The 26,066-nt window shown below is 45.9% G+C and carries 24 protein-coding genes; 8 read left to right on the plus strand and 16 right to left on the minus strand.

Going from position 1 to position 26,066, the window contains the following annotated elements; all coding sequences use genetic code 11:
* Positions 1–676 precede the first annotated feature (676 nt).
* Positions 677–1,090, plus strand: coding sequence for a stress response protein YvgO (locus MHI30_RS11155; protein ID WP_237562620.1), 414 nt, complete (start codon positions 677–679; stop codon positions 1,088–1,090).
* 182 nt (positions 1,091–1,272) lie between these two features.
* Here MHI30_RS11155 and MHI30_RS11160 read toward each other — a convergent pair whose 3' ends face one another.
* Positions 1,273–2,613, minus strand: coding sequence for a sodium-dependent transporter (locus MHI30_RS11160; protein ID WP_075754219.1), 1,341 nt, complete (start codon positions 2,611–2,613; stop codon positions 1,273–1,275).
* A gap of 214 nt (positions 2,614–2,827) precedes the next feature.
* On the opposite strand from MHI30_RS11160, the gene MHI30_RS11165 reads away from it, so the two are divergent.
* Positions 2,828–3,808: a bile acid:sodium symporter family protein gene (locus MHI30_RS11165; protein ID WP_075754217.1), complete on the plus strand. Its 981-nt coding sequence runs from the start codon at positions 2,828–2,830 to the stop codon at positions 3,806–3,808.
* Between the two features lie 31 nt (positions 3,809–3,839).
* Here the strand turns inward: MHI30_RS11165 and odhB are convergent, their stop codons facing one another.
* The 6 genes from odhB to MHI30_RS11195 all read right to left on the minus strand — a co-directional run bounded on the left by odhB (position 3,840) and on the right by MHI30_RS11195 (position 13,319).
* A complete protein-coding gene (gene odhB, locus MHI30_RS11170; protein ID WP_075754215.1) occupies positions 3,840–5,108 on the minus strand; it encodes a 2-oxoglutarate dehydrogenase complex dihydrolipoyllysine-residue succinyltransferase in 1,269 nt (422 codons plus the stop codon).
* A 14-nt stretch (positions 5,109–5,122) separates the two neighbouring features.
* Positions 5,123–7,963, minus strand: a complete 2,841-nt coding sequence (sucA, locus tag MHI30_RS11175) for a 2-oxoglutarate dehydrogenase E1 component (RefSeq protein WP_075754213.1) — start codon at positions 7,961–7,963, stop codon at positions 5,123–5,125.
* 384 nt (positions 7,964–8,347) lie between these two features.
* On the minus strand, positions 8,348–10,261 hold the full coding sequence (locus MHI30_RS11180; RefSeq protein ID WP_075754211.1) for a VWA domain-containing protein: 1,914 nt from the start codon (positions 10,259–10,261) through the stop codon (positions 8,348–8,350).
* A gap of 10 nt (positions 10,262–10,271) precedes the next feature.
* Complete coding sequence (locus MHI30_RS11185) at positions 10,272–11,162, minus strand: MoxR family ATPase (protein ID WP_075754209.1); 891 nt, start codon at positions 11,160–11,162, stop codon at positions 10,272–10,274.
* A gap of 94 nt (positions 11,163–11,256) precedes the next feature.
* Positions 11,257–11,850 (minus strand): superoxide dismutase family protein, encoded by a 594-nt coding sequence (locus tag MHI30_RS11190; protein ID WP_075754207.1) that lies wholly within the window; start codon positions 11,848–11,850, stop codon positions 11,257–11,259.
* A 110-nt stretch (positions 11,851–11,960) separates the two neighbouring features.
* Positions 11,961–13,319: a peptidoglycan endopeptidase gene (locus MHI30_RS11195; protein WP_075754205.1), complete on the minus strand. Its 1,359-nt coding sequence runs from the start codon at positions 13,317–13,319 to the stop codon at positions 11,961–11,963.
* 1,132 nt (positions 13,320–14,451) lie between these two features.
* Between MHI30_RS11195 and MHI30_RS11200 the strand changes: the two genes are divergently transcribed.
* The gene (locus MHI30_RS11200) at positions 14,452–15,810 is read left to right on the plus strand and encodes an MATE family efflux transporter (RefSeq protein ID WP_075754203.1); all 1,359 of its coding nucleotides are present in this window, start codon (positions 14,452–14,454) and stop codon (positions 15,808–15,810) included.
* A gap of 42 nt (positions 15,811–15,852) precedes the next feature.
* Here MHI30_RS11200 and bshB2 read toward each other — a convergent pair whose 3' ends face one another.
* The 4 genes from bshB2 to rarD all read right to left on the minus strand — a co-directional run bounded on the left by bshB2 (position 15,853) and on the right by rarD (position 18,169).
* Positions 15,853–16,518, minus strand: coding sequence for a bacillithiol biosynthesis deacetylase BshB2 (gene bshB2, locus MHI30_RS11205; protein ID WP_154495360.1), 666 nt, complete (start codon positions 16,516–16,518; stop codon positions 15,853–15,855).
* A gap of 16 nt (positions 16,519–16,534) precedes the next feature.
* On the minus strand, positions 16,535–16,885 hold the full coding sequence (locus tag MHI30_RS11210; protein WP_020451827.1) for a YojF family protein: 351 nt from the start codon (positions 16,883–16,885) through the stop codon (positions 16,535–16,537).
* Position 16,886: 1 nt separating this feature from the next.
* Positions 16,887–17,162, minus strand: coding sequence for a hypothetical protein (locus MHI30_RS11215; RefSeq protein ID WP_075754199.1), 276 nt, complete (start codon positions 17,160–17,162; stop codon positions 16,887–16,889).
* A gap of 74 nt (positions 17,163–17,236) precedes the next feature.
* Positions 17,237–18,169 (minus strand): EamA family transporter RarD, encoded by a 933-nt coding sequence (rarD, locus tag MHI30_RS11220; protein ID WP_075754392.1) that lies wholly within the window; start codon positions 18,167–18,169, stop codon positions 17,237–17,239.
* A gap of 82 nt (positions 18,170–18,251) precedes the next feature.
* Here rarD and MHI30_RS11225 point away from each other — a divergent pair, with 82 nt between their 5' ends.
* Positions 18,252–18,704 (plus strand): spore gernimation protein GerT, encoded by a 453-nt coding sequence (locus MHI30_RS11225; protein ID WP_026699187.1) that lies wholly within the window; start codon positions 18,252–18,254, stop codon positions 18,702–18,704.
* A 228-nt stretch (positions 18,705–18,932) separates the two neighbouring features.
* Positions 18,933–19,631: an expansin EXLX1 family cellulose-binding protein gene (locus MHI30_RS11230; RefSeq protein WP_003182719.1), complete on the plus strand. Its 699-nt coding sequence runs from the start codon at positions 18,933–18,935 to the stop codon at positions 19,629–19,631.
* A 111-nt stretch (positions 19,632–19,742) separates the two neighbouring features.
* Here the strand turns inward: MHI30_RS11230 and MHI30_RS11235 are convergent, their stop codons facing one another.
* The 3 genes from MHI30_RS11235 to MHI30_RS11245 form a co-directional block, all read right to left on the minus strand.
* Positions 19,743–20,021: a hypothetical protein gene (locus MHI30_RS11235; protein ID WP_003182720.1), complete on the minus strand. Its 279-nt coding sequence runs from the start codon at positions 20,019–20,021 to the stop codon at positions 19,743–19,745.
* A 65-nt stretch (positions 20,022–20,086) separates the two neighbouring features.
* Positions 20,087–20,833, minus strand: a complete 747-nt coding sequence (locus MHI30_RS11240) for an SDR family oxidoreductase (protein ID WP_003182722.1) — start codon at positions 20,831–20,833, stop codon at positions 20,087–20,089.
* A gap of 5 nt (positions 20,834–20,838) precedes the next feature.
* Entirely contained in the window at positions 20,839–21,159 is a 321-nt protein-coding gene (locus MHI30_RS11245) for a winged helix-turn-helix transcriptional regulator (protein ID WP_003182724.1), read from the minus strand.
* A 134-nt stretch (positions 21,160–21,293) separates the two neighbouring features.
* Here MHI30_RS11245 and MHI30_RS11250 point away from each other — a divergent pair, with 134 nt between their 5' ends.
* Positions 21,294–21,914, plus strand: coding sequence for a nitroreductase family protein (locus MHI30_RS11250; protein WP_003182726.1), 621 nt, complete (start codon positions 21,294–21,296; stop codon positions 21,912–21,914).
* A 44-nt stretch (positions 21,915–21,958) separates the two neighbouring features.
* Here the strand turns inward: MHI30_RS11250 and MHI30_RS11255 are convergent, their stop codons facing one another.
* The gene (locus MHI30_RS11255; protein ID WP_075754197.1) at positions 21,959–22,564 is read right to left on the minus strand and encodes an alpha/beta hydrolase; all 606 of its coding nucleotides are present in this window, start codon (positions 22,562–22,564) and stop codon (positions 21,959–21,961) included.
* A 319-nt stretch (positions 22,565–22,883) separates the two neighbouring features.
* Here MHI30_RS11255 and MHI30_RS11260 point away from each other — a divergent pair, with 319 nt between their 5' ends.
* Both MHI30_RS11260 and MHI30_RS11265 read left to right on the plus strand, forming a co-directional pair.
* On the plus strand, positions 22,884–23,087 hold the full coding sequence (locus MHI30_RS11260) for a DUF3311 domain-containing protein (RefSeq protein ID WP_003182729.1): 204 nt from the start codon (positions 22,884–22,886) through the stop codon (positions 23,085–23,087).
* On the plus strand, positions 23,087–24,568 hold the full coding sequence (locus MHI30_RS11265) for a sodium:solute symporter (protein WP_003182732.1): 1,482 nt from the start codon (positions 23,087–23,089) through the stop codon (positions 24,566–24,568). Before MHI30_RS11260 ends, MHI30_RS11265 begins: the two co-directional genes overlap by 1 nt.
* Positions 24,569–24,612: 44 nt before the next feature.
* Here MHI30_RS11265 and MHI30_RS11270 read toward each other — a convergent pair whose 3' ends face one another.
* Complete coding sequence (locus tag MHI30_RS11270; RefSeq protein ID WP_011198053.1) at positions 24,613–26,010, minus strand: S41 family peptidase; 1,398 nt, start codon at positions 26,008–26,010, stop codon at positions 24,613–24,615.
* Between the last annotated feature and the right edge of the window lie 56 nt (positions 26,011–26,066).

Below are 26,066 nucleotides of genomic sequence, written 5' to 3' on the forward strand. Positions count from 1 at the left end.
CTCCCCGCCATCAGAGATGAAACAAGCCTTTCCTCAAAAAGCGAACAAGCGCTTCCTCTCGCATCTTTCATTCATGAATGCTTCCTGGCGCCATGCAGTCGTCGACACCGGCCGTATCGAGCCGAACGCCGAATCCTTATCACTGTCAATGCCCATCTATGTTTTCTCTTAAATCCTCTATCATATGTAAAAAGACAACGTATAAAAGTTTAAATACTCCAGTTTATCCTCAGGATTTTCAAGACCGATACACGGAGATGTTTGAGCAGATTCAGAAGAGAATCCCGCAGTCGTGCACTTTTTTGAACCTGCTATTATGATAATCTCCTTATGGAAAAGCGAATCTGCAACATTCTATCAATATATCCCAATTTCGTGCCTTAAGTATGAATTGTGAATATTTTTTGATTTATTTGGAAAATAGTCGTTTTTCCTCATTCTTCTAATTTCAAAACTCGTTAAGCTATTCTATGAGAAAGGAGGGGATAAATGAACAAACTGTCGATGTTTGTCTGATTGTTTTTTCGAAAAATGGAAATTTAATTTAGGAGGGTTAATCATGAAAAAAATGTTTGCTTTCTTTACAGCCTTCATGCTCGGTTTGACCTGTCTGCCGTACTTATCAGAAGCGAAAGAATCAAAACATACGGATAGTTCTGTTACAACCTTACCTTCTATGTCTATACCCACATCTCTCAATCAGTCATTAGACCAGGAAAAACAACAGTTTAAAACTTCCGCTATTAATCTCAACATCGGCCTCGATCTCTTAGGAATCGGAAACTCGATTAGGGATGCTATCGTTCAAAGCAATAACCGCAGCGGTTTCGTCAAAAACTGCATGGAAACCGCTTTTTATTCTGCTGGGCAAAGATACAATGTCATGGTGTTTAACTTAAGTCAAGGCTATCAAAATGGTTTAAGAGGAGTAAAATTTTATGGATCTGCCAACTATCATGGGGTGATTTACGGCATTTGGGTATTTGAAAGCGGACAATTTACAAACCAGGGAGACGGCGGCTGGATTAACTGGGCCTTTAAAGGCTGGTTTGATCGAAACGGCCAAACTGTAACATTCCGCAAGCCTTAATCAAAGTCAAAGTATCCCCCTCTTCTGCCTGCCGGTAAAATCGTCAAAAACGAATTCACCGGCAGGCCTTTTTAATATGTTTGCGCAGAAAAAAGCCGATTTATCAAACACTTCCCTTGCCGGTCATACCGCCGCCATTCTTTAGCGGCACTCAAACTGTCCGGCCTTACAACAATTCAATCTTAGAATACGCCAATGACGTCCAAAAAGACGATAATAATAACGATTGGAGCGGCGTAGCGAATCAGCAGAAGCCATGCTGCAAACCATTTTCTGCTGATTTTAGAGCCCTCTTTCAATTCGGCAAAAAGCTCTTCTTTCGGGATTTTGAGCGGCACAAAAACGGCGATGAGCAAAGCGCCGAGCGGCATTAAAATATTACTGACAAGGTAATCCGCCGCATCAAAAATGGATAGATTAAAAATCGATACATCCTGAAGCACGCCGTATGATAATGCTGAAGGAATTCCGAATAGGAAAATCGCAATTCCTCCGGCCCAAGCGAAAGCCTGTCTTTTTTTAGGATCCCCTTTTGACAAGGAAGAAACAAGGATTTCAAGCATTGAAAATGCGGACGTCAGTGTAGCAAATAAAAATAAGAGCATAAACGCCAATAAAAAGACGATTCCTAAAGGCATCTTGTGAAAGACTGACGGCAGCACATTAAATAACAGCATCGGGCCGGCATCAGGAGATAATCCGAATGAAAAAACGGCCGGAAAAATTGCAAACCCGGCAAGAATCGCTACAGATACATTGAGCAATGTCACTGAAACGGCCGACTGTACAAGGTTTTCTTTTTTCGATAAATAAGAGCTGTACGTTACCATAACGGAAACACCGACACTCAGCGAGAAAAAGGATTGTCCAAGCGCAAACAGCACCGTTTTGGCTGTGATATGGGAAAGGTCAGGTTTTAAGAAAAACTCCAATCCTTCCATTGAACCGGGAAGTGTCAGCGAACGGATGATCAACAGCAGAAAAATAATGAACAGAGCAGGCATCATAAACTTGCTCGCTTTTTCAATCCCGCTTCTGACTCCTTTGGAAACGACAAGAATCGTTATCATGATAAATGCAAACTGGCTCGCAAGAACGAGATACGGATTTGCAATCGTCTCCCCGAAAAGACCTGCATAATCCGTGCTTCTTGACAGTTCGCCGGTCAGTCCTTTGATAATATAAATGATGATCCAGCCGCCGACAACACTATAGAAAGACAGCAGAATGAAACACGTGATAATGCCGAGCCGGCCGATCCAATGCCAAAGCGAGCCGGGCGCCAGCTCCTTATAGGATTCAACGGCATCTTTTTGAGTCTTTCTGCCGATAATGAACTCCGCCATTAATAATGGAAGCCCAATCAATAAAGTAAAAAGAATAAACATAAGTAAAAATGCTCCGCCGCCGCTTGTTCCGGCGACATAAGGAAACTTCCATATCGCGCCGAGCCCGATTGCCGAGCCGGCCGAAGCTAAGATAAATCCAAGCTTTGATGACCATATATTTTGTTTATTTTCCACTTAAGCACCTCTTCTTCTCGGTCTAATTGCATATGGCTACAAACTATCATTTTAAAAAGCATAAACGAATTCGTCAAGGTTTTCAAACATTTCTTTCAGTTTACATAATAATATTATTTAAAACAAATTCGCATTTTACTAGTATTGAATTATTCAGAATATTAATTATAATAAGAGAATGTTATATTTTCTACAGATGTGAGGAGCTGGACTTATGAGTTATTTGATCAAAATCAGTCAATTTGCAGGAAAAACGTTTGCCATTTGGGTGATTCTGTTTGCGGTTCTCGGCTTTGCCTTTCCGACGCAATTCACCTGGATCACCCCTTATATTACCATCCTGCTTGGCGTGATTATGTTTGGCATGGGATTGACATTGTCAGCGGACGATTTTAAAGAGCTGCTGAGACGTCCCCTGCATGTGCTGATCGGTGTGATGGTTCAATATACGGTTATGCCGCTGCTAGCTTTTGGACTGGCCTATGGACTCGGTCTTCCCTCCGAAATAGCGGTTGGGGTCATTTTAGTGGGATGCTGTCCCGGGGGCACGGCATCAAACGTCATGACATTTTTGGCGAAGGGGAATATCGCCCTGTCAGTGGCGATTACAACGGTTTCCACATTGCTTGCCCCTTTTTTAACGCCGTTTCTCATTTTATTTTTCGCAAAAGAATGGCTTCCGGTATCTCCGGGCTCTCTGTTCGTTTCGATTTTGCAGGCGGTGCTGCTCCCGATTATCGCCGGGCTGATCGTTCAATTTTTCTTTAAAAAACAAGTGAAAAAAGCGGTGCAGGTGCTTCCGCTCGTCTCTGTTCTCGGCATCGTCGCCATCGTCACCGCGGTCGTCGGAGGCAACCGGGAAAACATTATTCAATCGGGGCTGTTGATTTTTGCGGTAGTCGTTCTTCATAATGGCCTCGGGCTTTTCCTTGGCTTTGTTTTGGCAAAGTGCTTTAAAATGGATTATGCATCACAAAAAGCCGTGTCCATTGAGGTCGGCATGCAAAATTCGGGTCTCGGTGCAGCATTGGCAACGGCGCACTTCTCTCCTCTTTCCGCTGTCCCGAGCGCTGTTTTCAGCGTCTGGCATAACCTTTCAGGCTCATGGCTTGCGACATACTGGAGCAAGAAAGCAAATAAGCAGAAGAATAACAATTATTCTCCTGCCCCGCAGATGATAAACAAAAAGCTTTGACCGTACATGCGGCCAAAGCTTTTTTCTTGATTTAACCTTCCAACAAAAGCTGTTCAGGATCTTCAAGCAGATTTTTAATCGTAACCAGGAAGCCGACCGCCTCTTTACCGTCGACGATCCGGTGGTCATACGATAATGCAATGTACATCATCGGGCGGTTTTCGAAACGCTCTTCATCAATTGCTACAGGGCGCAGCTGGATCTTATGCATACCCAAAATACCAACTTGCGGACTGTTTAAAATCGGAGTCGATAACAGTGATCCGAACGTTCCTCCGTTTGTGATCGTAAAGGAGCCTCCTTGAAGCTCGTTGAGCGACAATTTGTTGTTTCTCGCTTTCTTCGCAAGCTCACCGATATCCCTTTCAATATCAGCAAAGGTTTTGCGGTCTGCATCCCGAACGACCGGTACGACGAGGCCATCCGGCGCAGCAACAGCGATTCCGATATCATAGAATTTTTTGATCACAAGCTCGTCGCCTTGAATTTCCGCGTTGAGGAGCGGATATTTTTTCAGCGCGGCGACAACAGCTTTTGTAAAGAATGACATGAATCCGAGCTTCACATCATGCTGCTCAAGGAATTGATCTTTTCGGCGTTTCCTTAGGTTCATGACCGCCGTCATGTCCACTTCGTTGAATGTCGTCAGCATTGCGGCGGTGTGCTGAACTTCAACGAGGCGTTTGGCGATCGTCTGTCTCCTGCGGGACATTCTTTGACGCTCTACCGGTTTACCTGCATTTTCAGTTTGTTTAGCAGCCGGCGCCTGTGTTTCGCGTTTTGGATCAGGCTGAGCTTTTGGCGGCTGCTCGTTCTTCTGATAAGATTCAACATCTTGCTTTCTGACCCTTCCGAGCGGATCTCCGGTAGGAATCTCCGATAAATCGATGCCTTTTTCACGGGCGAGCTTTCGGGCAGCCGGAGAAGCGATTGTTCTTGTTTTGGCTGTATCCGCCTCATCGTTCGCGCTTTCGCGAAGTTCGGCTGTCTTTTCAGACGAGGCTGCCTTCTCTTCCGAAGCACCGGCGCTTTCTTGAGCGTCAGCTTGAGGAGCCGTTGATTTGCCGCCTTCTGAAATCGTTCCGATTATTTCGCCGACCTGAACCGTGTCACCGGAATCTTTCAGCACTTCCTGAAGAACGCCGGACTGCTCTGCCGTCAATTCAACGTTGACTTTATCAGTCTCCAGCTCGAGCAGGAATTCCCCTTGTTCTACATAATCTCCCGGTTGTTTCAGCCATTGGGCTATCGTTCCTTCTGAAATTGATTCCGCTAATTCAGGTACTTTAATTTCCGCCATTTTTTAGTTCCCCCTTAATTTTTGCGAGTCAAGCTATCAGATACAATGCGTTCCTGTTCCTTTTTATGAACCGTCGGATCCCCTTCTGCCGGACTTGAACGTCTTCTTCTGCCAATATAGCGGACCTTCACGTCCTTTGGAGCAATCTCTCTTAAATAAGGCTCGATATAGTTCCATGCACCCATATTTTGCGGTTCTTCCTGTACCCAGACAATCTCCTCCAAATTCGGGAGTTTGCTGAAGATCGCTTTAATATGCTTTGCAGGGAAAGGATACAGCTCTTCAACCCGTGCAATGTGCAGCCAATCTTTTTCACCTTCCATTTTATTGAAATGGCTGCTGATGTCAATCGAAACTTTACCGCTTGAAAGGACGAGGCGCGTCACTTTGTCATACTGATGGGAAAGTCCTGACATTTCATAGACCGGCTTAAAGCTGCTGTCGCTGAGCTCCTGCACTTCTGACACGGTATTCGGATTTCTCAGCAGGCTTTTCGGCGTCATGATGATCAGCGGGCGGATCTCCTCGCGAAGGAGCATCTTGGCCTGCCTTCTTAAAATATGGAAGTACTGGGCGGCGCTCGTCAAGTTGGCGACAGTCCAGTTGTTTTCCGCCGCCAGCTGAAGGAAGCGTTCCGTTCTTCCGCTTGAATGCTCAGGTCCCTGCCCTTCATAGCCGTGCGGCAAGAGAACAACGAGCCCTGATTTTTGTCCCCATTTCGCTCTTCCTGCAGAAATGAACTGATCAAAGTACACTTGCGCCGCGTTTGCAAAGTCTCCAAACTGCGCTTCCCAGATCACCATCGTTTCCGGCGAAGACACGTTATATCCGTATTCAAAGCCTAGGACGGACCCTTCAGAAAGCGGGCTGTTGTGAACCGCAAATGACGCTTTCGTATTTGCAAGGTGATGCAGTGCGATGAATTCGTCCCCTGTCTTGCTGTCGTGAAGGACAAGGTTGCGGTGTGCGAATGTGCCGCGTTCTGAATCCTGCCCGGTCAGTCTTAGAGGTGTGCCGTCTTTCAAAATGGACGCAAAAGCCATCGCCTCTGCTAGCGACCAGTCGACTTTTCGGTCATCGTCGAACGCTTTGGCGCGCCTTTCGAGGATTCGCTTTAGCTTATCGAAAACGTTGAAGTTTTCAGGCCATGAAACAAGCTCCTGATTGATTTTGCGCAAAGTTTCAACATCAACCGACGTGTCAACATCAGGAAAACCGTTGGAAACAGGCTCGGGAAGAACGATTTCATGTGTCATGTCTTCCTTCTTGGCCGGCACTTTGCGATAGGCTTCTTCTAAACGCTTCATGACAGCGTCCCCGATTTTGTCGACGGTTTCTTTATCGACGATCCCGTTATGAATCAGCTTTTCAGCAAAGATGTTCTTGACGGTCGGGTGCTTTCTGACCGCATCATACAGCATCGGCTGCGTTGCAGACGGCTCATCCATTTCATTGTGGCCGAAACGGCGGTAGCCGATCAGATCGATCAAAAAGTCTTTGTTGAAAGTCATGCGGTATTCAACAGCGAGCTGAACCGCTGAAAGGCATGCTTCAGGATCATCCGCATTAACGTGGACGATCGGAATCTCAAACCCTTTTGCAAGGTCGCTTGCATATTTCGTCGATCTTGACTCATTGCTTTCCGTCGTAAATCCGATCATGTTATTGGCGATAATGTGAATCGCTCCGCCCACCTGATAGCCTTTAAGCTGGCTTAAATTCAGCGTTTCCGCGACAATGCCTTCCCCTGGGAATGCCGCATCGCCGTGAATCAGAATCGCCAGCGATTTTTTAACGTCTTGAACCGGATAGCCGCTCTCCGTTCTCGTTTCCTGGGCGGCTCTTGTCGAACCCTCAACGATCGGATCGATGAACTCCAGGTGGCTCGGATTGTTCGCGAGCGCAATGCGCGCCGTTTTCGTATGCTCATCCTGAATCTGACGGTTGGCGCCGAGGTGATATTTTACGTCACCCGTCCAGCCGTAATTGATCCCTGTCGAACCTTCCGACGGAACGAGATCTTTATTCGGCGCATGCTGGAATTCAGAAAAAATGATTTCATAAGGTTTTCCTAGAACATGCGCAAGAACGTTCAGGCGGCCCCTGTGCGCCATACCGATATTAACGTTTGTCGTACCTGCCGAAACGGACTTGGCGATAATATCATCCAGCATGGGCACAAGCGCATCAAGTCCTTCTATTGAAAAGCGTTTTTGCCCGACAAAGGTTTTGTGGAGAAACTGTTCAAGACTTTCAACTTCTGTCAGCCTTCTTAAAACTTCCACCAGCTTTTCTTTCGATTTCGGGGCGAATAATTCCCCGGATTCGATCTTTTTCATCAGCCAGTTGCGCTCTTCAAAAATGTGCACATGGTCAAATTCAAAAGAAATCGATTTTTTGTATGTGTTTCTCAAGTACTGAATGGCTTCTAAACCGTTTGTTACTTCTTTAGGGGCATCTTTGCATATGACAGACGCCGGAATTTTTTTCACATCCTGCTCAGTTAACCCGTACTCAGCAAGAGGAAAAAGCTCCTGTTTCTCTTGTGTTTTTCTCAGTGGATTGACGGAAGCGTTTAAATGGCCATAGGTTCTAATATCTTCTGCGAGTTTTATCGCTGATGCGATTTTTTGAATAGATCCAGCCGTGAAATCTGCCTCTTCGTTTTCGTTTTTTAGAGAGGCGGCCCTTATATCGCCCGGGGGAGCTCCAAGTTCGTCAAACATCTCTTTTAAATCAGCATCCAAGCTTTCTGGATCCTTGACGTATTGATCGTAAAGCTCCAGCACATAGCCGAGGTTCGGACCGTGAAATTCTTCCCAAGTCATTCTTTGTTTCATACTATTTTGAAACATTTGAACATTACCCCCAACCTAATAATCAAGTGAATGATTCACTATCTTAATATATCTTCTGAACCTTACGCCCAGAAATATGTAATAAAAACGCTTCCACGTACATTTTACCACTGTTTCTCATTTGTTTCTACACAGATTGTTCAAATAAAATTAAAAAATCATCTTGAAAAATAAAAAAATTTATAATTTTGAACTTTCAGACCGAATTCTTTTAAACTGCCTCATTATTTATTCACATATTTCCCCTGACCGTCTATTTTTTAACATCCCGATGTGCTCCGTAAAAAATTAAGTTGATAAAAATAATAAAAATTTCAATATTTCACTGTGTTTCTACGATAAAAAACAGATGGCCGCGAGTATTGCTGCCATCTGTCATATCTATCCTATACTTTTGCTCAACAGCTTTTTTAAAAGCGGGTACAGAACATCGGGGAGCTGATCGACGTCTGGGACGAAAAGGCTGTACTTTCCGTACATGTCCTGTATCGTCTTGATTTGCGATTCTTCGATTTCGCTGTTTGATAAAAATACATTGATGACTTCGATATTTCGTTTCCGCGCTTCCATAACGGCTTCATGTGTATCGACAATCCCGTTTTGTTCATAATCGAATGCGGCCGGCTCCCCGTCTGAAAAGACAATCAGGAACTTCTGAGCTTCGCTTCTTTGAACAAGCATCTTCGTCATCTGTCTGATCGCATATCCGTCCCGGTTGTCTTCTTCCGGTTCAAGCTGCATGACATGCGGTCCGGCGCCTGCTTTTAAGGAATCCGCAAAAGAGACGACCGTATGAAAGTAATTGGGCTGGCTCGTCTCTGTCGCATCGTTCGTATCTTCCCAAAAACCGACGATTTGGTGAGGGACAGCAACAGATTTAAGCGCTTCGTGAAACAGGACAATGCCCCGTTTCGTCTCCGCCATTTTGTCATGCATGCTTGCTGAACAGTCGACAAGCAATGTAAAAACGGCGTCGATCTCTGTTGACGGTTCTTGCTTTTTATAGAACAGGCGCGGATTGCGCTCTGTAAAGTAACGGAGCAGTTTATTGTTCAATCTGCCTGCATGCAAATCGGTTCTCGGGAGCGTTTTTTTATGCTCGAGCGTTTTTTGAATCATCTGTTTGAGCCGTTTTTGATACGATTCGATTGTTTTGGCTTGAGCCTGGTAGTCTAATATGTCTTCGTTAGAAGGTTTTTCCGGAGGCTTCATCACCGAAAACGCATAGCGGTTTTCTTTGCCGGCTGGTGCGGCGCCGCCGTTCGGCTCATCTTGAACAGATTCAAGCGATTCAAGTTTTGAATAGTCTTTTCTTTTCGTCTGCTTCGCCGTTCCCTGAACAGACCCGAGCGCTTGGTCGCCGTCTTCTCCTTCTCTTAAAGCGCCGCCGGAAATATCGGTTTTGGCGCCGTGCTCCAAATCAAACTGGAGAAAGCTTTTCGCCGGGGCTTCCGTTTCTCTGTGCCAAGTCGGCATTTCTTCTTCATGAACTTCCTCGTCACCCGCACTTTTCTCTTCAAGCGTCAGATCCTCGCTCAGCTTCGGTTTTGCTTTCAAATCTTGAAAAAGCTCTTCTTCGTCAACTTGTTCGTATTCCAGTTCCGGAAAAAAGAAGTACGTATTCAGCATATCCTTTTCGAGCACCTCTTCGAAACCTTCCATCAGCCCGCTTACAATCGAGACGATGTCAGCAGTTGAACGCGCTTCGAATACGCGGGCGAGCTCGGCTTCTATAAATCCTTTCATCGGATCGACCGATTCATGGATAGCCGGTATCTCATCAAGCGGCGATTCCGCGGTCAGCTTAAGATATACAGCGCAAAACAAAGCATCTGTAAAAATGCTCCGCTCCAAATTCAGCGTCAACTGGGTCGTAAAGTGTTTCCGGTACATTGATTTCCGGTTTGAAAATACCGGTTTTGTGCCGGGGCGCTCCCTCTTGATGGACTCTTCGATTCTGATGTCTTCAAAAAGCATAAACAACTGTTTTGCCAAACTCTTAAACTGATATTTCCGAGCCGCGTCAAGCATGCGGGAAAAGTCTTTCATCGAGCTGTAGCGGGAGCCGATTGACCGCAAGTAGACATCACTTTTCAAACCGTCTACCATATCCCGGTGGTTCCTGTCTTTCCAAAAATGGCTCATGTAGATCTTTTTCTCAAAAGGATTGTAATAAGACTGAACCCCGTACTCCACTTCAACCTGATCGCTTTTTGCGAGCGTTTTCGCCAGATCTGTCAGCTCCATAAAAAGCAGAGAGTCAATCTTGCTGTCATTGAATTTAATAAACTTCATAAAAAAACCCTCATTCGAACAAAGTTTGGGCAATATTTCGGACCGCCGCTTTTTCGCGTTCATCATCAAGCTTTTCAACGATGCCCCGTTCGATCGCTCGCAGCGGCGGAATATACGTCGACAGATCGCAAGTATCGAGAAGCGCTCTGATGGAAGCGGCCTCTTCAGAAACCTGTCCATTATGAGCCTGCGTCATTAAGTCCGATGACAGGGTGACAAAGCGGTCCAGCAGCTTCTGATTTTTCAGTTCGGATTGTGTTTCAAGCACCCGTTTCAGCAGGTCACCTTTAATGTAGGGCACGTCGATAATGACAAACCGGTTTTTCAGCGCTTCATTCAACGGGACCGTTCCGACATAACCTTCGTTTATCGCTGCAATCACGCCGAATCCCTCTTTCGCTTTGATGACGTCCCCCGTAAACGGATTGGTCATCATTTTCCGGTAATCGAGCACCCCGTTTAAGATCGGCAGCGTTTCCGGTTTCGCCATGTTGATTTCGTCAATATATAGGAAATGGCCGTTGTTCATCGCTTTTGTCACGGGACCTTCGATAAATTCAATAGAGGCGTTCCCGTCGGTGTTTTCAATCGTTTTGTAACCGACAAGCGCCTCTGCATCAAGGTCCACAGAACAGTTGACACTGTGCATAGGTTTTTGAAAATAAGCGGAGAGCGTTTCGGCAAGTTTTGTTTTTCCGGAGCCTGTCGGGCCTTTTAACAAAACGTTTTTTCCGAGTGACAGCGCGATCATCGCGTCATAGAGAATGGCGCTGTCTTCCGCTTCATAGCCGGGCGTTCCAATCAATGATTGGTATTCCGCGGCAACAGGTTGGGCGGCAGACTGAATCAGCCGCTCTTTTATTTTTTCAGGCAGCTCTAGTTCATGCAGATCATATTTCATGTGTTGTAAAATTCCTTTCTCAAAGCGTCTTCTGTATGTAAGTATACTAGAAAAGATGCGCTGCCCTCAATATAAACGGCTTCCATGCGCCGATTCACTTTTTTCCGGTGTTCGTCAGCGCTCCGCAAACCATCCGGGCTCCGGAGTTTCCGGATGGATTTGTTAAATCATCATCCTGATGCTCATGAATGATGAAGGCACTTCCATCATGATCAAGCAGACTGAACTTGCTTTTCTGATCAAGGGTGACGTCCGGCGCATTTACGATGACGTCGACTTTGCCGTCGGCTCCGACTTCAATATTCGGCAAATCACCGGCATGCGGTCCTTTCGGATTGTGAAAGCCGTGCTCCTTTTGGTCAGGATTGAAATGAGCACCCGCACTTTCAAAATCAGGCTTTTTACACACGCCCGTTTCATGAATATGAAAAGCAAGCATTCCCGGCGGCAGATCATGGGCGCTGACTCTGATATCAAGGCCTTCTGCAGCAGATGCAGACACTTCTATAAAACCGGTCTCCGTACCGTCGCGTTTGATCAGCGGTATTTTTAATGGCTGTGTCATCGCTTCAAAAGTTTCTTTATGTTCCTGTTCGGCATTTTTTTGCTCGATTTCTTTCTGCTGTGTGCATGCAGCTGCCAAACAAACAGCCATACATGTGAGCAATATGTACTGTAATGTTCTCAAACGGCTTCCCCCTTCGCTTTTCTTTTCAGTTTAGACAATGAAGAGGGGCATTAAACCTGTCCTTACCATCCTGAAATCACGCAAAAAAAAAGCCATATAAAATGGCTTTTTTAAAATGAATACCGTTTTGCGCCGAGGTAGCGCTGTTTCCAGTAGGAATTATTCATGTCGCTGACGGTGACACCGGAATCGTTGGCATTGATAAACTTGTTGTTTCCTAAATAAATGCCGACGTGTGAAGGACCCGCTTTATATGTTTGGAAGAAAACGAAGTCTCCTCTTGAAGGCTGGCTGACTGGCGACATGATGTTCCAGTATCCGGCTGCGCTCAGCCTTGAGACAGATGTGACTTTGTTCAACGTGTAATAGATGAATCCGCTGCAGTCAAAGCCTGAAGGGTTGTTGCCTCCCCATCTGTAAGGCACGCCGATATGCTTTTCTGCTTCCGCAATCATTCGCTCGACCTTTGCGCTTGTCGAAGTGCCGGTTGAAACTGAAGAGTTCGGCGAGCTGGAAGACGGGCTGCCAGATGATCCGGAAGTCGATGCACCGGAGATTTTAAGCTTCTGGCCGACTTGCAAAACATCTGTTTTTAATTGATTAGCCTCTCTGATGCTTTGGACTGTCACCTTCATCGAATTTGCAATTTTCCAGAGAGAATCCCCTGGTTTAACCGTGTAAGTGGTCGTTTTTGAACTGCTGCTTGTGTTCGTTTTACTTGATGAAGAACTTGAAGACGAACCAGAAGATGGTTTGCTTCCGCTGGAAACCGTTCCTTTCACTTTAAGAACCTGGTTCGGGTAGATCGTGTCCGACTTCAAGTTGTTCAGCGTTTTAATTTCGGCGACTGTCATATTCAAACTATTGGCAATTTTCCATAAAGAGTCGCCCAATTTGACTTTGTATGTGCTGCTTGAACTGCTTGCACTTTGCGAGCTTGAGGATGAGCTGGATGATTTCGAACTGGAACTCGAACTTGAGCCGGAGCTGGATGATTTCGAACTGGAACTCGAACTTGAGCCGGAGCTGGAACCGGTGTTTTTCGCGCTTCCTTTAATGACCAGCTTTTGTCCCGGGTAAATCATATCGCTGCTCAGCCCGTTTAAGTTTTTGATCTCTTTTACGGTTGTTTTGTAGTCTTTGGCAATCAGCCACAAGGAATCTCCTAATTTTACCGTGTAAGTTGACTTGGCAGTGCTTGAGCTTGAGCTGGAACTTGCGGATTTTGTCTGTGAGCTGCTTGTTGACTTGCCGTCCGGTACTTTTAAAGTTTGTCCGACATAAATAACTGTAGATGAAAGATTGTTTGCTGATTGAAGTGCCGAAACACTGGTATTGTAATCAGCTGAAAGCTTCCACAGTGAGTCTCCGCTTTTCACCTTGATGGTTTGGGCTTCTACCGGTGATGCCGCCAATGAAGTTCCAACTACCGCAGAGGCCGCCAAACCTACTGCTATCTTCTTCTTCATAACCTTTTAACCTCCCGTTTCATTTTCGTTCTCTCTATGTATGCCATTACATTTGCTATTGCTTAAGCCTTTATCCGGCCGATCAGACAGGTGATCTGATCACCATATGTATGACCTTTGGCCGAAAGCCCCCTTTTATATTCTTAAGCAAAAAATGCAATTCACGATTTGTATCGGTCTATTTTATATTTTTTTAATAGTCTTTTTGTTTTTTTACAAATTTCTCATTAAAAATACAGACTGATAGACATATTGACAAAAATCAATACTTTTTTCGCGCGCTCGAGATGCCGGATGCTTTTTTTGCAAAGGTTTGCGTTTCAATTTTTCGGAAATACGATGATCAGTTGTTTTAAAATCAGAGGTTCATGGTGAAAAACAGCGAGAAGGAGTTGACTGGATATGCTGCATGTGCTGAAACAGCCCGAATAGACGCCGTAACATGCGGATTTCCGTACCGTTTTACAGCCGCTTTCTTTTTCTCTCGGATCAAACGGTCAACAGATGGACAAGCCAGCATTCAAGTTGAGGATGTAAAAACTGTGTATTCATATTCATTAGTTTACCGGAAATCGCCGATCAATCCTCATCTATTGCCTAATCGAAAAGCAAAGATCAGGATCACTCATACATTTCTACATTTCAGCACAAATTCCTCCAAGAAACCATAAATTGACTATATCACACATTTTTTTTGCCAACATCCGGAATTGGGAGCATCTTTTATTTAGATCGAACGGCGTTTTACTATTTCATTTATAGATTCTTTTTTCCCGTCTTAATGTAACGATAATTAGAAAAATAAAACTTAATGCTCATTAATTTTTGTATATTAATAGTCTTAATAGGCTATTAAAAAACACATAAAAAACTTCCGGTTGATTACCGCCGCTTTCATGCATGTTTCCTCCTTTTATGGCGCATTTTAAGACATGGAGGTGAATCTTCTTGGCTATTCAAAAAATATGTCAATATTTATGTACGTGTTTAGGAATCCTTTCTCTTTCCTTTATTTATGTGCAAATGTTTAAAAAAACAAAACAGACGAAAAAAGATTGAACAGACATTTATTGCATTTTATACATAACGTGTTATAATTTCTCTCGTTATCCAAAAGAAACGGGGAACTGATATGAGGGAAACAAAGGATTTGCGGGAGAAAACAAGACAGTTTTTAACGATTTTAATTCCGATTTTGATTACGCAAGCGGGACTGTCGCTCATTACGGTTCTCGATACGGTGATGTCAGGCAAAGTCAGTGCCGCAGACCTCGCCGGGGTCGCAATCGGCTCGAGTTTGTGGACCCCCGTTTATACAGGGCTTGCCGGCATTTTGACGGCTGTAACACCGATGGTCGCCCAGCTGATGGGGGCCAAGCGGCAAAAGGATGTCCCTTATACTGTTATTCAATCGGTCTATGTGGCCGGGATCATCAGCATTGCTGTCATCGTTTCCGGGTACTTACTGATTGATCCGGTGCTTGAGAACCTCGATCTTGAACAGAAGGTAGCGGTTATCGCAAAGCAATATTTAATCTGCATCGGGCTCGGCATATTGCCGCTGTTTGTTTACAATGTGATGCGCTGCTTTATTGATTCACTCGGAAAAACGCGGGTGACGATGCTGATTACGCTCTGTTCTCTGCCCATTAATTTTATTTTGAATTATTTGTTCATTTTCGGGAACTTCGGCTTTCCAAAGCTTGGAGGAGCAGGAGCCGGTATGGCTTCCGCCATCACATATTGGTGCATTTGTCTGATCTCTTTATACATCGTCCACAAAAAGACGCCGTTTCACCAGTTTAGGATTTTTGGAACATTCTATTCATTTTCTTTTGCTGAAAGTATGAAGCTGCTGAAGATCGGGATTCCGATCGGTTTCGCCATCTTCTTTGAGACGAGTATATTCGCAGCTGTCACTTTGCTGATGAGCCATTTTGACACGGTCACGATCGCTTCCCATCAGGCGGCAATGAATTTCGCTTCGCTTCTTTACATGCTTCCATTGAGCGTATCGATGACACTGACAATTGTCGTCGGCTTTGAGGCCGGAGCAAAACGGTTTAAAGACTCGAGAACCTACAGCTATCTCGGCATTTCAATAGCGGTCGGTTTTTCATTATTCACCGCACTCATCATTTTACTGTTCAGAGAGCAAATCGCCGGTTTGTATGCGGCTGACCGGGATGTGCTGCTTCTGACAAAGGACTTCTTGCTGTATGCGTTGTTTTTTCAGCTGTCAGATGCCATCGCCGCGCCGATTCAAGGAGCGCTCAGAGGATATAAAGATGTCAACTACACGCTTGTTACCGCTCTCGTCTCGTATTGGATTATCGGGCTTCCGGTCGGTTTTGTGATCGGAACGTATACTTCATTCGGAGCTTTCGGGTACTGGATCGGACTGATCACGGGGCTCGCAGCCGGTGCAGTCGGGCTGTTCTTCAGGCTCAAACGCATTCAAAACCGCTATATTCACACTCAAAGCGTATAAAAAGGTGCCGGGCTCATATGCCCGACACCTTTTTTGACCATTTTAATCATTCCATTGATAGGTCCAAAATGTTTCTTTTTCAAACCATGTCTCAACAACCGGCTCGCCATTGGCGAGTTTTTGCTCTATTTCTTTCATAAAGCCGCCTGTTTGAGATTTATGCGCTTTGAGCGCGTTCATTTTAATATCTGCGGCTTCTTTGATATCAAGAACGACGTCAGGCTTGCCAAGAACCTCTTTTCTGTGGTGGGTGATGGCCATGCATAAGACGCGCGGCCGGTCTTCTTTCTTTTTCCGCGATAATGCCCTGATAACCGCGGCACCGCACGCATCATGGTCAGGATGAACGCCGTGTCCCGGATAAAACGTCACAACAAGGCTCGGGTTTACATCATCGATGATAGCCTCTATTCGATCGGCCAGTTTTTCTTCATCCTCGAATTCGAGCGTTTTGTCGCGGTATCCGAGCATGCGCAAGTCCTGTACATCCATTTCCCTGCAGGCGTCGATCAGCTCTTGCTTTCTGAGCAGCGGAAGGGTTTCCCTGTTGGCAAAAAGCGGGTCTCCCATATTTCTTCCCATCTCGCCCAGCGTCAGGCACGCGTATGTGACAGGTATATCTTCTTTTCGGTTTAAGGCGATCAAGCCGGCGACTCCGAAAGATTCATCGTCAGGATGCGGCAAGATCACGAGTAAATGTTTTTTCATCTATAACACCTTCTTTTTAGACTGCAAATGGCTTTTTGCTGATTTGAAGCGAAATGGCGAGTTTGCCGCCCGGCAAATAGCCGGCGAGAAGCAATCTTCCTTCATCATCAACCGTATAATCCGTCAGGCCTTCGGCGTAGATCCAGCCGTCTTCGATTTTCAAACCGGCGCGAAATGGCCCCTCACCCGTGATTTTAGCCCGGGAGCAGGTCACCTTCGCGTTTCTGATATACGCCACCACGGTCATGTTCTGCTCATCTTTATGCGCGGAATACGATCCGGTTGTCGTCTCCAAATGAATGTAAACAGGCTGGTTTAAAAATGTTTCCAAAGAAGCCTGCACATCTTCTTTTATTATTGCTTTCATGTTACTCCCTGCTTTCTTCGTTTGTTAATAACTCTAATCGTTCCGTATGCCATTCAATCAGCTTGAGCTTCATATCTGGTTCCAATTGTGAATTCACAATGCGCCGGATTGATTGATAGTATTTTTCATGCTTCGTCTTTCTGAGCCTTGGATGGGTGCGGAGGTCGTTCAGCTCATCATCAATCGCCCGATAAAGCGCCTGCCTGCCTTCTCCGTCCATCGTCCGGTTTTTCCAAAGGGTTTTATACGCCCGGAAAAGCTCTAATTCGTCTGCCATGACGGAATAACCTCCGAATTGCTTCAATAATGTTTAATTATACATAATCGGTGCTTATTGAAAAGAAAAAGGGCTTACGGATGAAAGGAATTTTTTCTTTTCAAAAATACTTTCTCCGGTTTCTTCCATTGAAATTGCGAAAGTGTAAACAAAATCAGCGCCGCCCATATGCAGGTAAACGTAAAGACCTTGCTGCTGCTGAACGGTTCATGGTAGACGAAAACGCCTAAGCATAATGTAATGGTCGGAGCGATATATTGCAAAATGCCAACTTGATAAAGCGGAAGTTTTTTCGCACCTTCCGCAAATAAAAGCAGCGGAATCGCGGTTAACACTCCTGCCAAAAACAGCAGCACCATCATGCCGATGCTCCCTGAAGCGGCTTGAGCCTTTTCCGGATGGCTGAGGAACAGCAGGTAGATCGCTGCAACCGGAGCGATCATCATCGTTTCCAAAGTAAGTCCTATGGCACTTGAGAGCGATGTGCGCTTTTTCGCCAGTCCGTAGAGCCCGAAGCTGAATGCGAGCATCAGGGCGATGTACGGCACGGACCCGTACTGAAAAGCTGAAATAAGCACGCCGAGGGCAGCGAGAAGAACTGCCGCTCCCTGCATCCGCGTTAGCTTTTCCTTTAAAAAGACAATTCCGAGAACGATCGATACGAGCGGATTGATGTAGTAGCCCAGGCTCGCTTCAAGAATATAGCCGTTGCTGACGGCCCATATGTAGACATACCAATTGATCGAAATCAGAACGGACGACAAAATGAGCGGAACAAATTCCTTTCGGTTTCCCGAAAGCGAGCGAAATGCTTTGACTCCGTTTTTCCACTGCCGCAAAACGAGAAGCACCCCGCACATAAAAACAAATGACCAGATAATCCGGTGCGCCAGAATATCGAGCGCGGCCGTCTGATCGAGCACTTTCCAATATAAAGGAAGGAGCCCCCACAGCAAATAAGAAAGCGCTGTGTAAATGATTCCTTTCGTTTGAGATGAATGATTCATGTCTGTTTCTTTCCTTTCTTCTTCATCACTTTCCGCACTTTTTTGCATATACTGTACCGTCTATGTGAAAGGAAGTGTGATCGTGTTTGATTGGCAACGCTTTTTTCCATTTCAGCAGTTTTCCAAGGACGGATTAAAAAACGCTGACCCGAAAGATGTGGAGCAATATATCCACCACATGATGAAAAGCGTTTTCGGACCGGGGTATGCAGTTCAATTTCCTTTTCGTGACCCTCTCTCAAAAGAAACATCGGAGGCAGATGAATCTGATCCGATTGATATTTTTGAAACGACAAGCCATGTATTTGTTAAAATACCGCTCACCAAAGAACAGCTTAACCTTCTGAAAATTAAACATACTTCACAAACCCTGATCATAGAAAACTACCCTGAAAAAGGGCGGCAGGAAAAAGTCGTTCTCCCCTCTCTAGTGCGCAGAAAGGGTACGAAAGCAATATTTAAAGACGGCATTTTGGAAGTGATGTTCTTAAAAAATGAGGACTTTAACCTGTCTGAAATCGACATCACGTTTTGAAAACGGCCAGCTTGAAAAAGCAGGCTGTTTTTTTTCTTCCTGTATCATCTTAACACTACTCCTCAAGGATGATCATCTCATTTGCCTGACATTCGGCCGCGCCTTTAAATTTTGACAGTGTTAGTCATTATTCCTTAAAAAGTCTCTGTAACTATTTCCTCTTTCGGCTGTTGTCGATTTGTCCTTATAATGATAATGGTTCTCAATTTATAAAACAGGAGGATGTATATGAAAAAGAAAATCAGCATATTGATCACAGCAATGTTTTTGACAATCCTTTGTTTTTCGCCTCAAGCTTCCGCTGCGTACAACTCACTGCATACGGGCTATGCCACTTATACGGGGTCGGGCTACTCCGGCGGCGCATTGCTTTTGGACCCTATTCCGTCCAATATGAAGATCACCGCTTTAAATCCGACAGATATGAATTACCGCGGTGTGAAAGCTGCTCTTGCCGGCGCCTATCTGCGGGTTGAAGGGCCGAAAGGAAAAACGACCGTCTATGTTACCGATCTGTATCCTGAAGGAGCGCCGGGAGCCCTTGACCTTTCACCGAACGCTTTTCGCGAGATCGGCGATATGAAAGACGGCAAAATCGACATTAAATGGCGTATAGTCAAAGCGCCGATTACCGGCAATTTCACTTACCGGATCAAAGAAGGCAGCAGCCAATGGTGGGCGGCGATCCAAGTCAGAAACCACAAATATCCCGTCATGAAAATGGAATATTACAAAGACGGAAAGTGGATCAACATGGAGAAAACGGATTACAACCATTTCGTCAGCACCAATCTCGGGACAAGTCCGCTTAAAGTCAGGATCACAGATATCCGAGGAAAAGTCGTCAAAGACACGATAAAAAAGCTTCCGGAAAACGGGACGTCAAGCGCATATACCGTACCGGGAAAAGTACAGTTCCCTGACTGATCGATCCGGAAAGAATGAGACGGCGGCCAAAGGCGAAAAGATTCGCAGGCTTTGGCCGCCGCTTCATATTGACATCCGGCATTTAGACGCCAGCAACAATTGGCTTATTGATCAATAGCCCGGTCCTGCTCCTCTGTATGGAGCTGCGCCCGGAACACCTCCGTACGGAAAAGCCCCAGGAGCTGCCCCGTAGCCGTAATAAGGCGCGCCGCCGTAAGGTCCCGGGTATGGCGGCGGGTAAGCGTAAGGTCTTGGGTAGTTAAAAATCGCGCTTCCGAGAAATCCGCCCAGCAATCCGCCGACAAGCGGCGCTCCAAAACCCCAGAATAACGGGAATCTGGCCGGGTATCCGGCAGGACCTGATCTCGAATAAAGCATATGAGGGTTCATTGGCTTTTATCCTCCTTTATGTCTGCCTATAGTAAAGGTATTCATAAAGTCGGGAAACGTTTGGGCTATTCTTCATAAATCATTTTTTTTGTCATTCCGCCGTCCACCGTTATGTTTGTACCGGTGACGAAGCGATTGTCCGGATCGGTCAAATAAAAGCATGCTTTGACGATATCCTGTGGGCGGCCGACCCTGTTTGACAAATGCTGCGCGTGGTCAATAGGCCGCAGGGCAGTATAATCACCGGTTTCAATCCAGCCCGGGGAAATGCTGTTGACCACGATTGAATCTTTGCTTAAAGACGCGGCCAATGCGTGAGTCAAAGCTATTAAGCCCCCTTTTGACGCGGCATAGGCTTCTGAGTCCGGTTCGGACATAAATGCCCTTGTCGAAGCGATATTGACGATGGCACCGCCTGTTTTCGCCTCTTTCATTCTTTTGGCCGCTTCTCTTGCGCAAAGAAACGCGCCTTTCAAATTCGTATTCAGGACGCCGTCCCATTCTTCAGCCGTCAAGTCGTAAGGGGACTTCCAAACTGATCGGCCCGCATTATTGATGAGCGCCGATATCGAACGGCCGTTTCGGGAAGCTTCCTGCATCAGCCGTTTCACGTCTTCTTCAGAAGCTACATCACAAGGTGCAAATTGGACCCGCGCACCGGAAGCGGTCAGCTCTTTTTCAAGCTGTTCACCCTCTTCCTTCAATACGTCGGCGAATACGACGATAAAACCTTTTTGAGCATAGGCGGCCACGAGGTCTCTTCCAATGCCTTTTGCCCCGCCTGTAATGACGACAGTTTCTTTACTGTTCAATCCGGTCAGCTCCCTTCCGGATCACAATGGCTTTCGGCCCAGGTTTGTATCTCCTTGAGGACAGGCTCCAGCGCCGTTCCCTTGTCTGTCAATTGATAGATCACTTTTACCGGCGTTTCCGGGAGCACTTGACGCTCGACTATTTTGCAGTGTTCGAGCTCTTTTAAACGTTCAGCCAGCATTTTCTGGCTGATCATCGGTATCATTTCAGTCAAGTCTTTAAATCGTTTAGGTCCATCCAATAATACATGGATGATCAGTCCATTCCATCGTTTGCCGAGTAAAGAAAAGGCGGCTTCCATTCTAGGACACATTGTAAACCCCAATTCTCTCACCCCTCCATATCCAGTTGACAAATATAATGTGTGCCATTAAAATACTCATTAAAGTTACAAAAAGTAAGTTTCTAACTTTTTATCTAACTCTATCATAACACGTTTAGCCCAAAGGAGGAAGTCACATGTCTTCACAAGAAAACACCGCTCTCAACATTCTGGAAGAGCGTACTTCGATTAAAGAATATGACACAAGCGTTTCGATTTCCAAAGAGGAGCTGACAAAGCTGCTGAGCATCACCACAAAGGCTCCGTCAGCCTGGAATCTGCAGCACTGGCATTTTACAGTCTTTCACAGCCAGGAATCAAAAGATAGGCTCCTTCCGATCGCGTTCAACCAAAAGCAAGTCAGTCAGGCCTCTGCGGTCGTAGCGGTGCTCGGGGACTTACAAGCGAATCTGAACGGTGAAGCCGTATACGGCCCTCTGGCAGAAGCAGGCTATATGACTGAAGAAATCAAAAACACGCTGCTCGGACAAATCAACGGCGCTTATCAAAACAGCGGATTTGCAAGAGACGCCGCGTTTACAAACGCATCTCTAGCAGCCATGCAGCTGATGATCGCAGCCAAAGCAATGGGCTATGACACATGCGCAATGGGCGGCTTTGACAAGGAAGCATTTGTGAAAGAATTCAACATCGATGAACGCTATGTACCGGTTATGCTGATTTCGGTCGGAAAGCCGGTCAAACCTGCGCACAAAAGCAATCGTTTCGATGTGTCTGACGTATCTACATGGCTGTAAACATGTTAAAAACCTTAGTCCCAAAAAAGGACTAAGGTTTATTTTTATGCTTTTATATGCTTTTCATACCAGATTTTCGCCTTTTCAATTTCGCCGTGTGTCAGCTGATGGCCTCCGCCTTCCCAGTGAAGGAGCACTTTGGCGCCGGCGTTTGTGAAATAGCCGGCAAGCTCGCTTGATTCCTGCGGCGGACAGAGCGGATCTGTTTTGCCGGCCCCGATAAACACGGGCAGACCTGTCATATCAGGGAGCTTGCGATTTCTAAACGGAACCATCGGATGATGCAAAATCGCCCCTTTCAGTACATGTTCATGACGGAACAGCAGACTTCCCGCGATATTGGCGCCGTTTGAATAGCCGATTGCGACCACCCGGCTTCTGTCAAAGTGAAGTTCCTTGGCTGCTTCATCTAGAAACGTTTTTAATTCATCCGTCCGGTCGATCAAATCTTTCTCGTCAAACACCCCTTCTCTCAAGCGCCTGAAAAACCGGGGCATTCCGTTTTCCAGCACATTTCCCCTGACTCCGAGCAAATTTGCATCGGAATCAATCATCCTGCCGATCGGCAGAAGATCGTGTTCGTTTCCCCCTGTTCCATGCAATAACAACAGGGTGGTATCCGAATTCCCTTTCTCATATATATGATTCATTTCCTTTCACTCCTTTTCCCATTTTGTTTCCGCGATGTCATTGCGCCAGTCTTTCCAGCGGTTCATCAATCAAAAAGCCCCCGTTCGCCCGTCTCTTTCCCATTCATTTACTCAGGAATCTCCTGTGTAGTGATCCCCTTCATTCTGTTTTATCTCGAATTCGAGATATTAATTATTGTAAAGTTATACTTTCGAATATGCAAGTCAGAACGGCTGTTTAAATAATTTAAAAAATCACTTTTTTCTAATAATTATCTTGTGATTAAATCTGACTACTGCTATGATTATGAACATTAAAATCGCTAAAGGAGGAAAAAAGGTGAATCAACAGCTTTTTAAATGGGTTCTGTTCATCATCCCTTTTATCGGACAGCTTGCCTTGCTGCCGTTTGTAAACCGGATCGATCCGATCGTTTTCGGACTTCCGTTTTTTCATTTTTGGCTGGTGCTGTGGATTGTGCTGACACCGCTGATCACATTTGCGATTTACAGATTTGAGAAAAGAAACGGAGGTTATGAGTGATGCAGGGAAATCTAACAGCGCTCCTCATTACCGCCGGCATCATTTTGGCCGTAGTTTGTATCGGATTTATCGCCGGCAGCAATAAACAGTCGCGGAAATCGGTTGAAGAATGGTCGGTCGGCGGAAGGCGGTTCGGCGGGCTGCTCGTCTGGTTTCTCGTCGGCGCCGACTTGTATACAGCCTACACGTTTTTAGGATTGACAAGCACCGCTTTTACAAGCGGAAGCGTTGCTTTTTTCGCGATCCCTTATTCGGTTTTGGCCTATTTTATCGCGTACTTTTTTCTGCCGAAGATTTGGAAGGTGGCGAAAGTACATCAGCTGACGACGCTGGCCGATTACGCAAGGGAACGTTTCAGCAGCAAGCTGCTGTCTTCGCTTGTTGCCATTGTCGGCGTCTTGATGCTGATCCCGTATATCTGCCTGCAGCTCAGCGGAATCCAGGATACGCTTCAAGTCGCGGGTACAGGGTTTATTAACGTCAATGCCGTCGTGATCATATCATTCATCCTTGTCGCGCTCTATACGTTTTTCAGCGGCATCAAAGGTCCTACATATACCGCCATTATTAAAGATATTTTAGTTTGGGTGATGATGCTGTTTATGGTCGTTTCGTTGCCGCTCATCCATTTTAACGGCTGGACGCCGATGATTGACAAGCTTGCAAATGAAGCGCCGCATATGCTGACGATCCCTTCTGACGGACCGCGCGGGATCGCCTGGTTCATCACGGCATCGATCGTTTCCGCGTTTGCCCTGTTCATGTGGGCCCATGCGGCGACAGGCGTCTTCACGGCGAACAGCGCGGATGCGCTCAGAAAAAACAGCATGTTTCTGCCGCTGTACAATATCGTATTGATCTTAGTCATTTTCTTAGGCTTTATCGCATTTCTCGTACTTCCCGATGACATTAATCCGAGATTTGCCTTGCTGTATTTAATCCAAAGTTCCTACGGCGGCGTCACGCAAGGATTCGCCTATTCAACAATTGCCCTGGCAAGTCTGATCCCGTGTTCGATCATGGCGATCGGGGCGTCTAATCTATTCGCCAACAATTTATACCGCGATTTGATCAATCCCCGCGTTTCGGGGCAAAAACTGACGATCATTACGCGCTCAATGGTATTTGTCGTCATCGGCCTGGCCCTTTTATTTGGAATGCTGTTCCCCGCAGCGCTTGTCACGCTTCAGCTTCTCGGCGTTTCAGGCATGGTGCAGATATTCCCGGCCATCGTCATCAGCCTGTTCTGGAAAAACCAGACGAAGGAAGCGACGATCATCGGTCTTCTCATCGGCCTTGCCGTTACATTTACCGTTTATTTGACAGGGGCCACTTTCGGCATTTACGAAGGATTCTGGGGCCTTGCAGCCAACCTTTTGACTGTTGTCTTGTTGAATCCGTTTTTTGTGAAAAATGTAAAACACAATTCTGTGATCAACTATTTGTTTCATACTAAGAAGAATGTGCAAAAAAGCGCCTGATCACCAAAAAACCCTTGTGCTCCGTGTGAGCGCAAGGGTTTCTTTTATTTCTCTTTTTTTAAGATCTCAATCGCTTTATCCAACTGCGTATCATTGTCGGAAAGCTTATCCTGCAGCTTGCTTGTCAGGCTGATTGTCGTCTCGCCCGTTAGGATGCCTGTCGTTTTCAGCTTTTGGTCTTTTTGAAAAGCCTTAACGGCAGCTTCCGTCTGTGCGTCGAAAGCTCCAGTCGCATTCAGCTTATAGCCGAGCGCTTGAAGCATTTGCTGGGCGGCTTTCACTTCGTCTCCGGTGCTGCCTGCCTTATACTCTTTTTTGGAATCCAGGTACGGCAGTTTGGCATAGCTTGGGAGCTCCGCTTTATATTGAGGTTTGATTCCTTTTTCGTGAATCCAGTCCCCATTCGGCGTCAGCCACTTGGCAATCGTCAGCTTGACGGTCGATCCGTCGGAGAAGCTCTCCGCATTTTGAACCGTCCCTTTCCCAAACGTATTTTCACCGACGATCGGGATGCCTGAAGACTGGTGAAGTGCTGCGGCCATGATCTCAGCGGCGCTTGCCGTTCCTCCGTTGACGAGAACAACGGTCGGCTTGTTCACTTTTCGCTCCTTCTCAGCTTTGTACACTTCTTTTTTTCCGTTTTTGGATTCAACCTGCATGATGGTTTTGCCTTTATCGACAAACATGTTGCTCATCATAATCGCTTGGTCCATCAGCCCGCCTGGATTTCCTCTGAGATCCAGCACGAATCGTTCCGCACCTTTTTCAGACAAGTCATCAATGGCTTTTGTCAGTTCTTTTGCGGTATTTTCAGAGAAAGACGTAATTTGGATTTCACCGATATTGCCGTCGATCATTTTGGAATAAACCGTTTCGATCGGAATCGTATCGCGCTTAATCGTAACATCGATTTGGCCGACGCCTTCCCTGTTGAGAACAAGTTTGACATTCGTGCCTTTTTTGCCGCGGATCATCGCTGTCGCTTCGTTGACGGTCTTGCCTTTTACGCTTTTGCCGTCCACTTTCTGAATTTCATCATGCGGCTTTAAGCCGGCTTTTTCTGCGGGAGATCCTTTAATAGGCGCGACGATTAGAATTTGTCCATTTTTTTCTTCTACTTGGGCGCCGATTCCTTCAAAAGAAGATGTAATGCTTTCTTCAAAGCTTTTAGCTTCTTTCTTATCCATGTATGTAGAATATGGATCATCCAAAGCTCCAAGCATCCCTTTAATCGCGCCGTCAGTCAGCTTTTCATCGTCTGCATTTTGATAATAGTCGCTCTTGATTTTGTCGTACGCCGCCATCAGCTTTTCGAATTTCTCGGAATCTGAAGCGGAATATACTGAACCGCCGCTGCCTTTGCCCACCAGATAAAGCGTCAGTGCGGAGGCGGCGACGGCCGTAATCAATACAGCCAAAAAGAGTTTCAACTGCTGTTTCAAACGAACACCACCTTTTCTTCTTACCATATTATCATGGACGAATCTTTATTCGTCAA

The sequence above is a fragment of the Bacillus sp. FSL L8-0528 genome, assembly GCF_038593085.1.
Lineage (GTDB): Bacteria > Bacillota > Bacilli > Bacillales > Bacillaceae > Bacillus > Bacillus paralicheniformis.

What these genes read in the sequence shown, in the direction of transcription:
- MHI30_RS11155 (WP_237562620.1), top strand. Translation starts at nt 677, where the DNA reads ATGTCTATACCCACATCTCTCAATCAGTCATTAGACCAGGAAAAACAA.
- MHI30_RS11165 (WP_075754217.1), top strand. Translation starts at nt 2,828, where the DNA reads ATGAGTTATTTGATCAAAATCAGTCAATTTGCAGGAAAAACGTTTGCC.
- odhB (WP_075754215.1), bottom strand. Translation starts at nt 5,108, where the DNA reads ATGGCGGAAATTAAAGTACCTGAATTAGCGGAATCAATTTCAGAAGGA.
- sucA (WP_075754213.1), bottom strand. Translation starts at nt 7,963, where the DNA reads ATGTTTCAAAATAGTATGAAACAAAGAATGACTTGGGAAGAATTTCAC.
- MHI30_RS11180 (WP_075754211.1), bottom strand. Translation starts at nt 10,261, where the DNA reads ATGAAGTTTATTAAATTCAATGACAGCAAGATTGACTCTCTGCTTTTT.
- MHI30_RS11185 (WP_075754209.1), bottom strand. Translation starts at nt 11,162, where the DNA reads ATGAAATATGATCTGCATGAACTAGAGCTGCCTGAAAAAATAAAAGAG.
- MHI30_RS11195 (WP_075754205.1), bottom strand. Translation starts at nt 13,319, where the DNA reads ATGAAGAAGAAGATAGCAGTAGGTTTGGCGGCCTCTGCGGTAGTTGGA.
- MHI30_RS11200 (WP_075754203.1), top strand. Translation starts at nt 14,452, where the DNA reads ATGAGGGAAACAAAGGATTTGCGGGAGAAAACAAGACAGTTTTTAACG.
- bshB2 (WP_154495360.1), bottom strand. Translation starts at nt 16,518, where the DNA reads ATGAAAAAACATTTACTCGTGATCTTGCCGCATCCTGACGATGAATCT.
- MHI30_RS11210 (WP_020451827.1), bottom strand. Translation starts at nt 16,885, where the DNA reads ATGAAAGCAATAATAAAAGAAGATGTGCAGGCTTCTTTGGAAACATTT.
- MHI30_RS11215 (WP_075754199.1), bottom strand. Translation starts at nt 17,162, where the DNA reads ATGGCAGACGAATTAGAGCTTTTCCGGGCGTATAAAACCCTTTGGAAA.
- rarD (WP_075754392.1), bottom strand. Translation starts at nt 18,169, where the DNA reads ATGAATCATTCATCTCAAACGAAAGGAATCATTTACACAGCGCTTTCT.
- MHI30_RS11230 (WP_003182719.1), top strand. Translation starts at nt 18,933, where the DNA reads ATGAAAAAGAAAATCAGCATATTGATCACAGCAATGTTTTTGACAATC.
- MHI30_RS11235 (WP_003182720.1), bottom strand. Translation starts at nt 20,021, where the DNA reads ATGAACCCTCATATGCTTTATTCGAGATCAGGTCCTGCCGGATACCCG.
- MHI30_RS11250 (WP_003182726.1), top strand. Translation starts at nt 21,294, where the DNA reads ATGTCTTCACAAGAAAACACCGCTCTCAACATTCTGGAAGAGCGTACT.
- MHI30_RS11255 (WP_075754197.1), bottom strand. Translation starts at nt 22,564, where the DNA reads ATGAATCATATATATGAGAAAGGGAATTCGGATACCACCCTGTTGTTA.
- MHI30_RS11265 (WP_003182732.1), top strand. Translation starts at nt 23,087, where the DNA reads ATGCAGGGAAATCTAACAGCGCTCCTCATTACCGCCGGCATCATTTTG.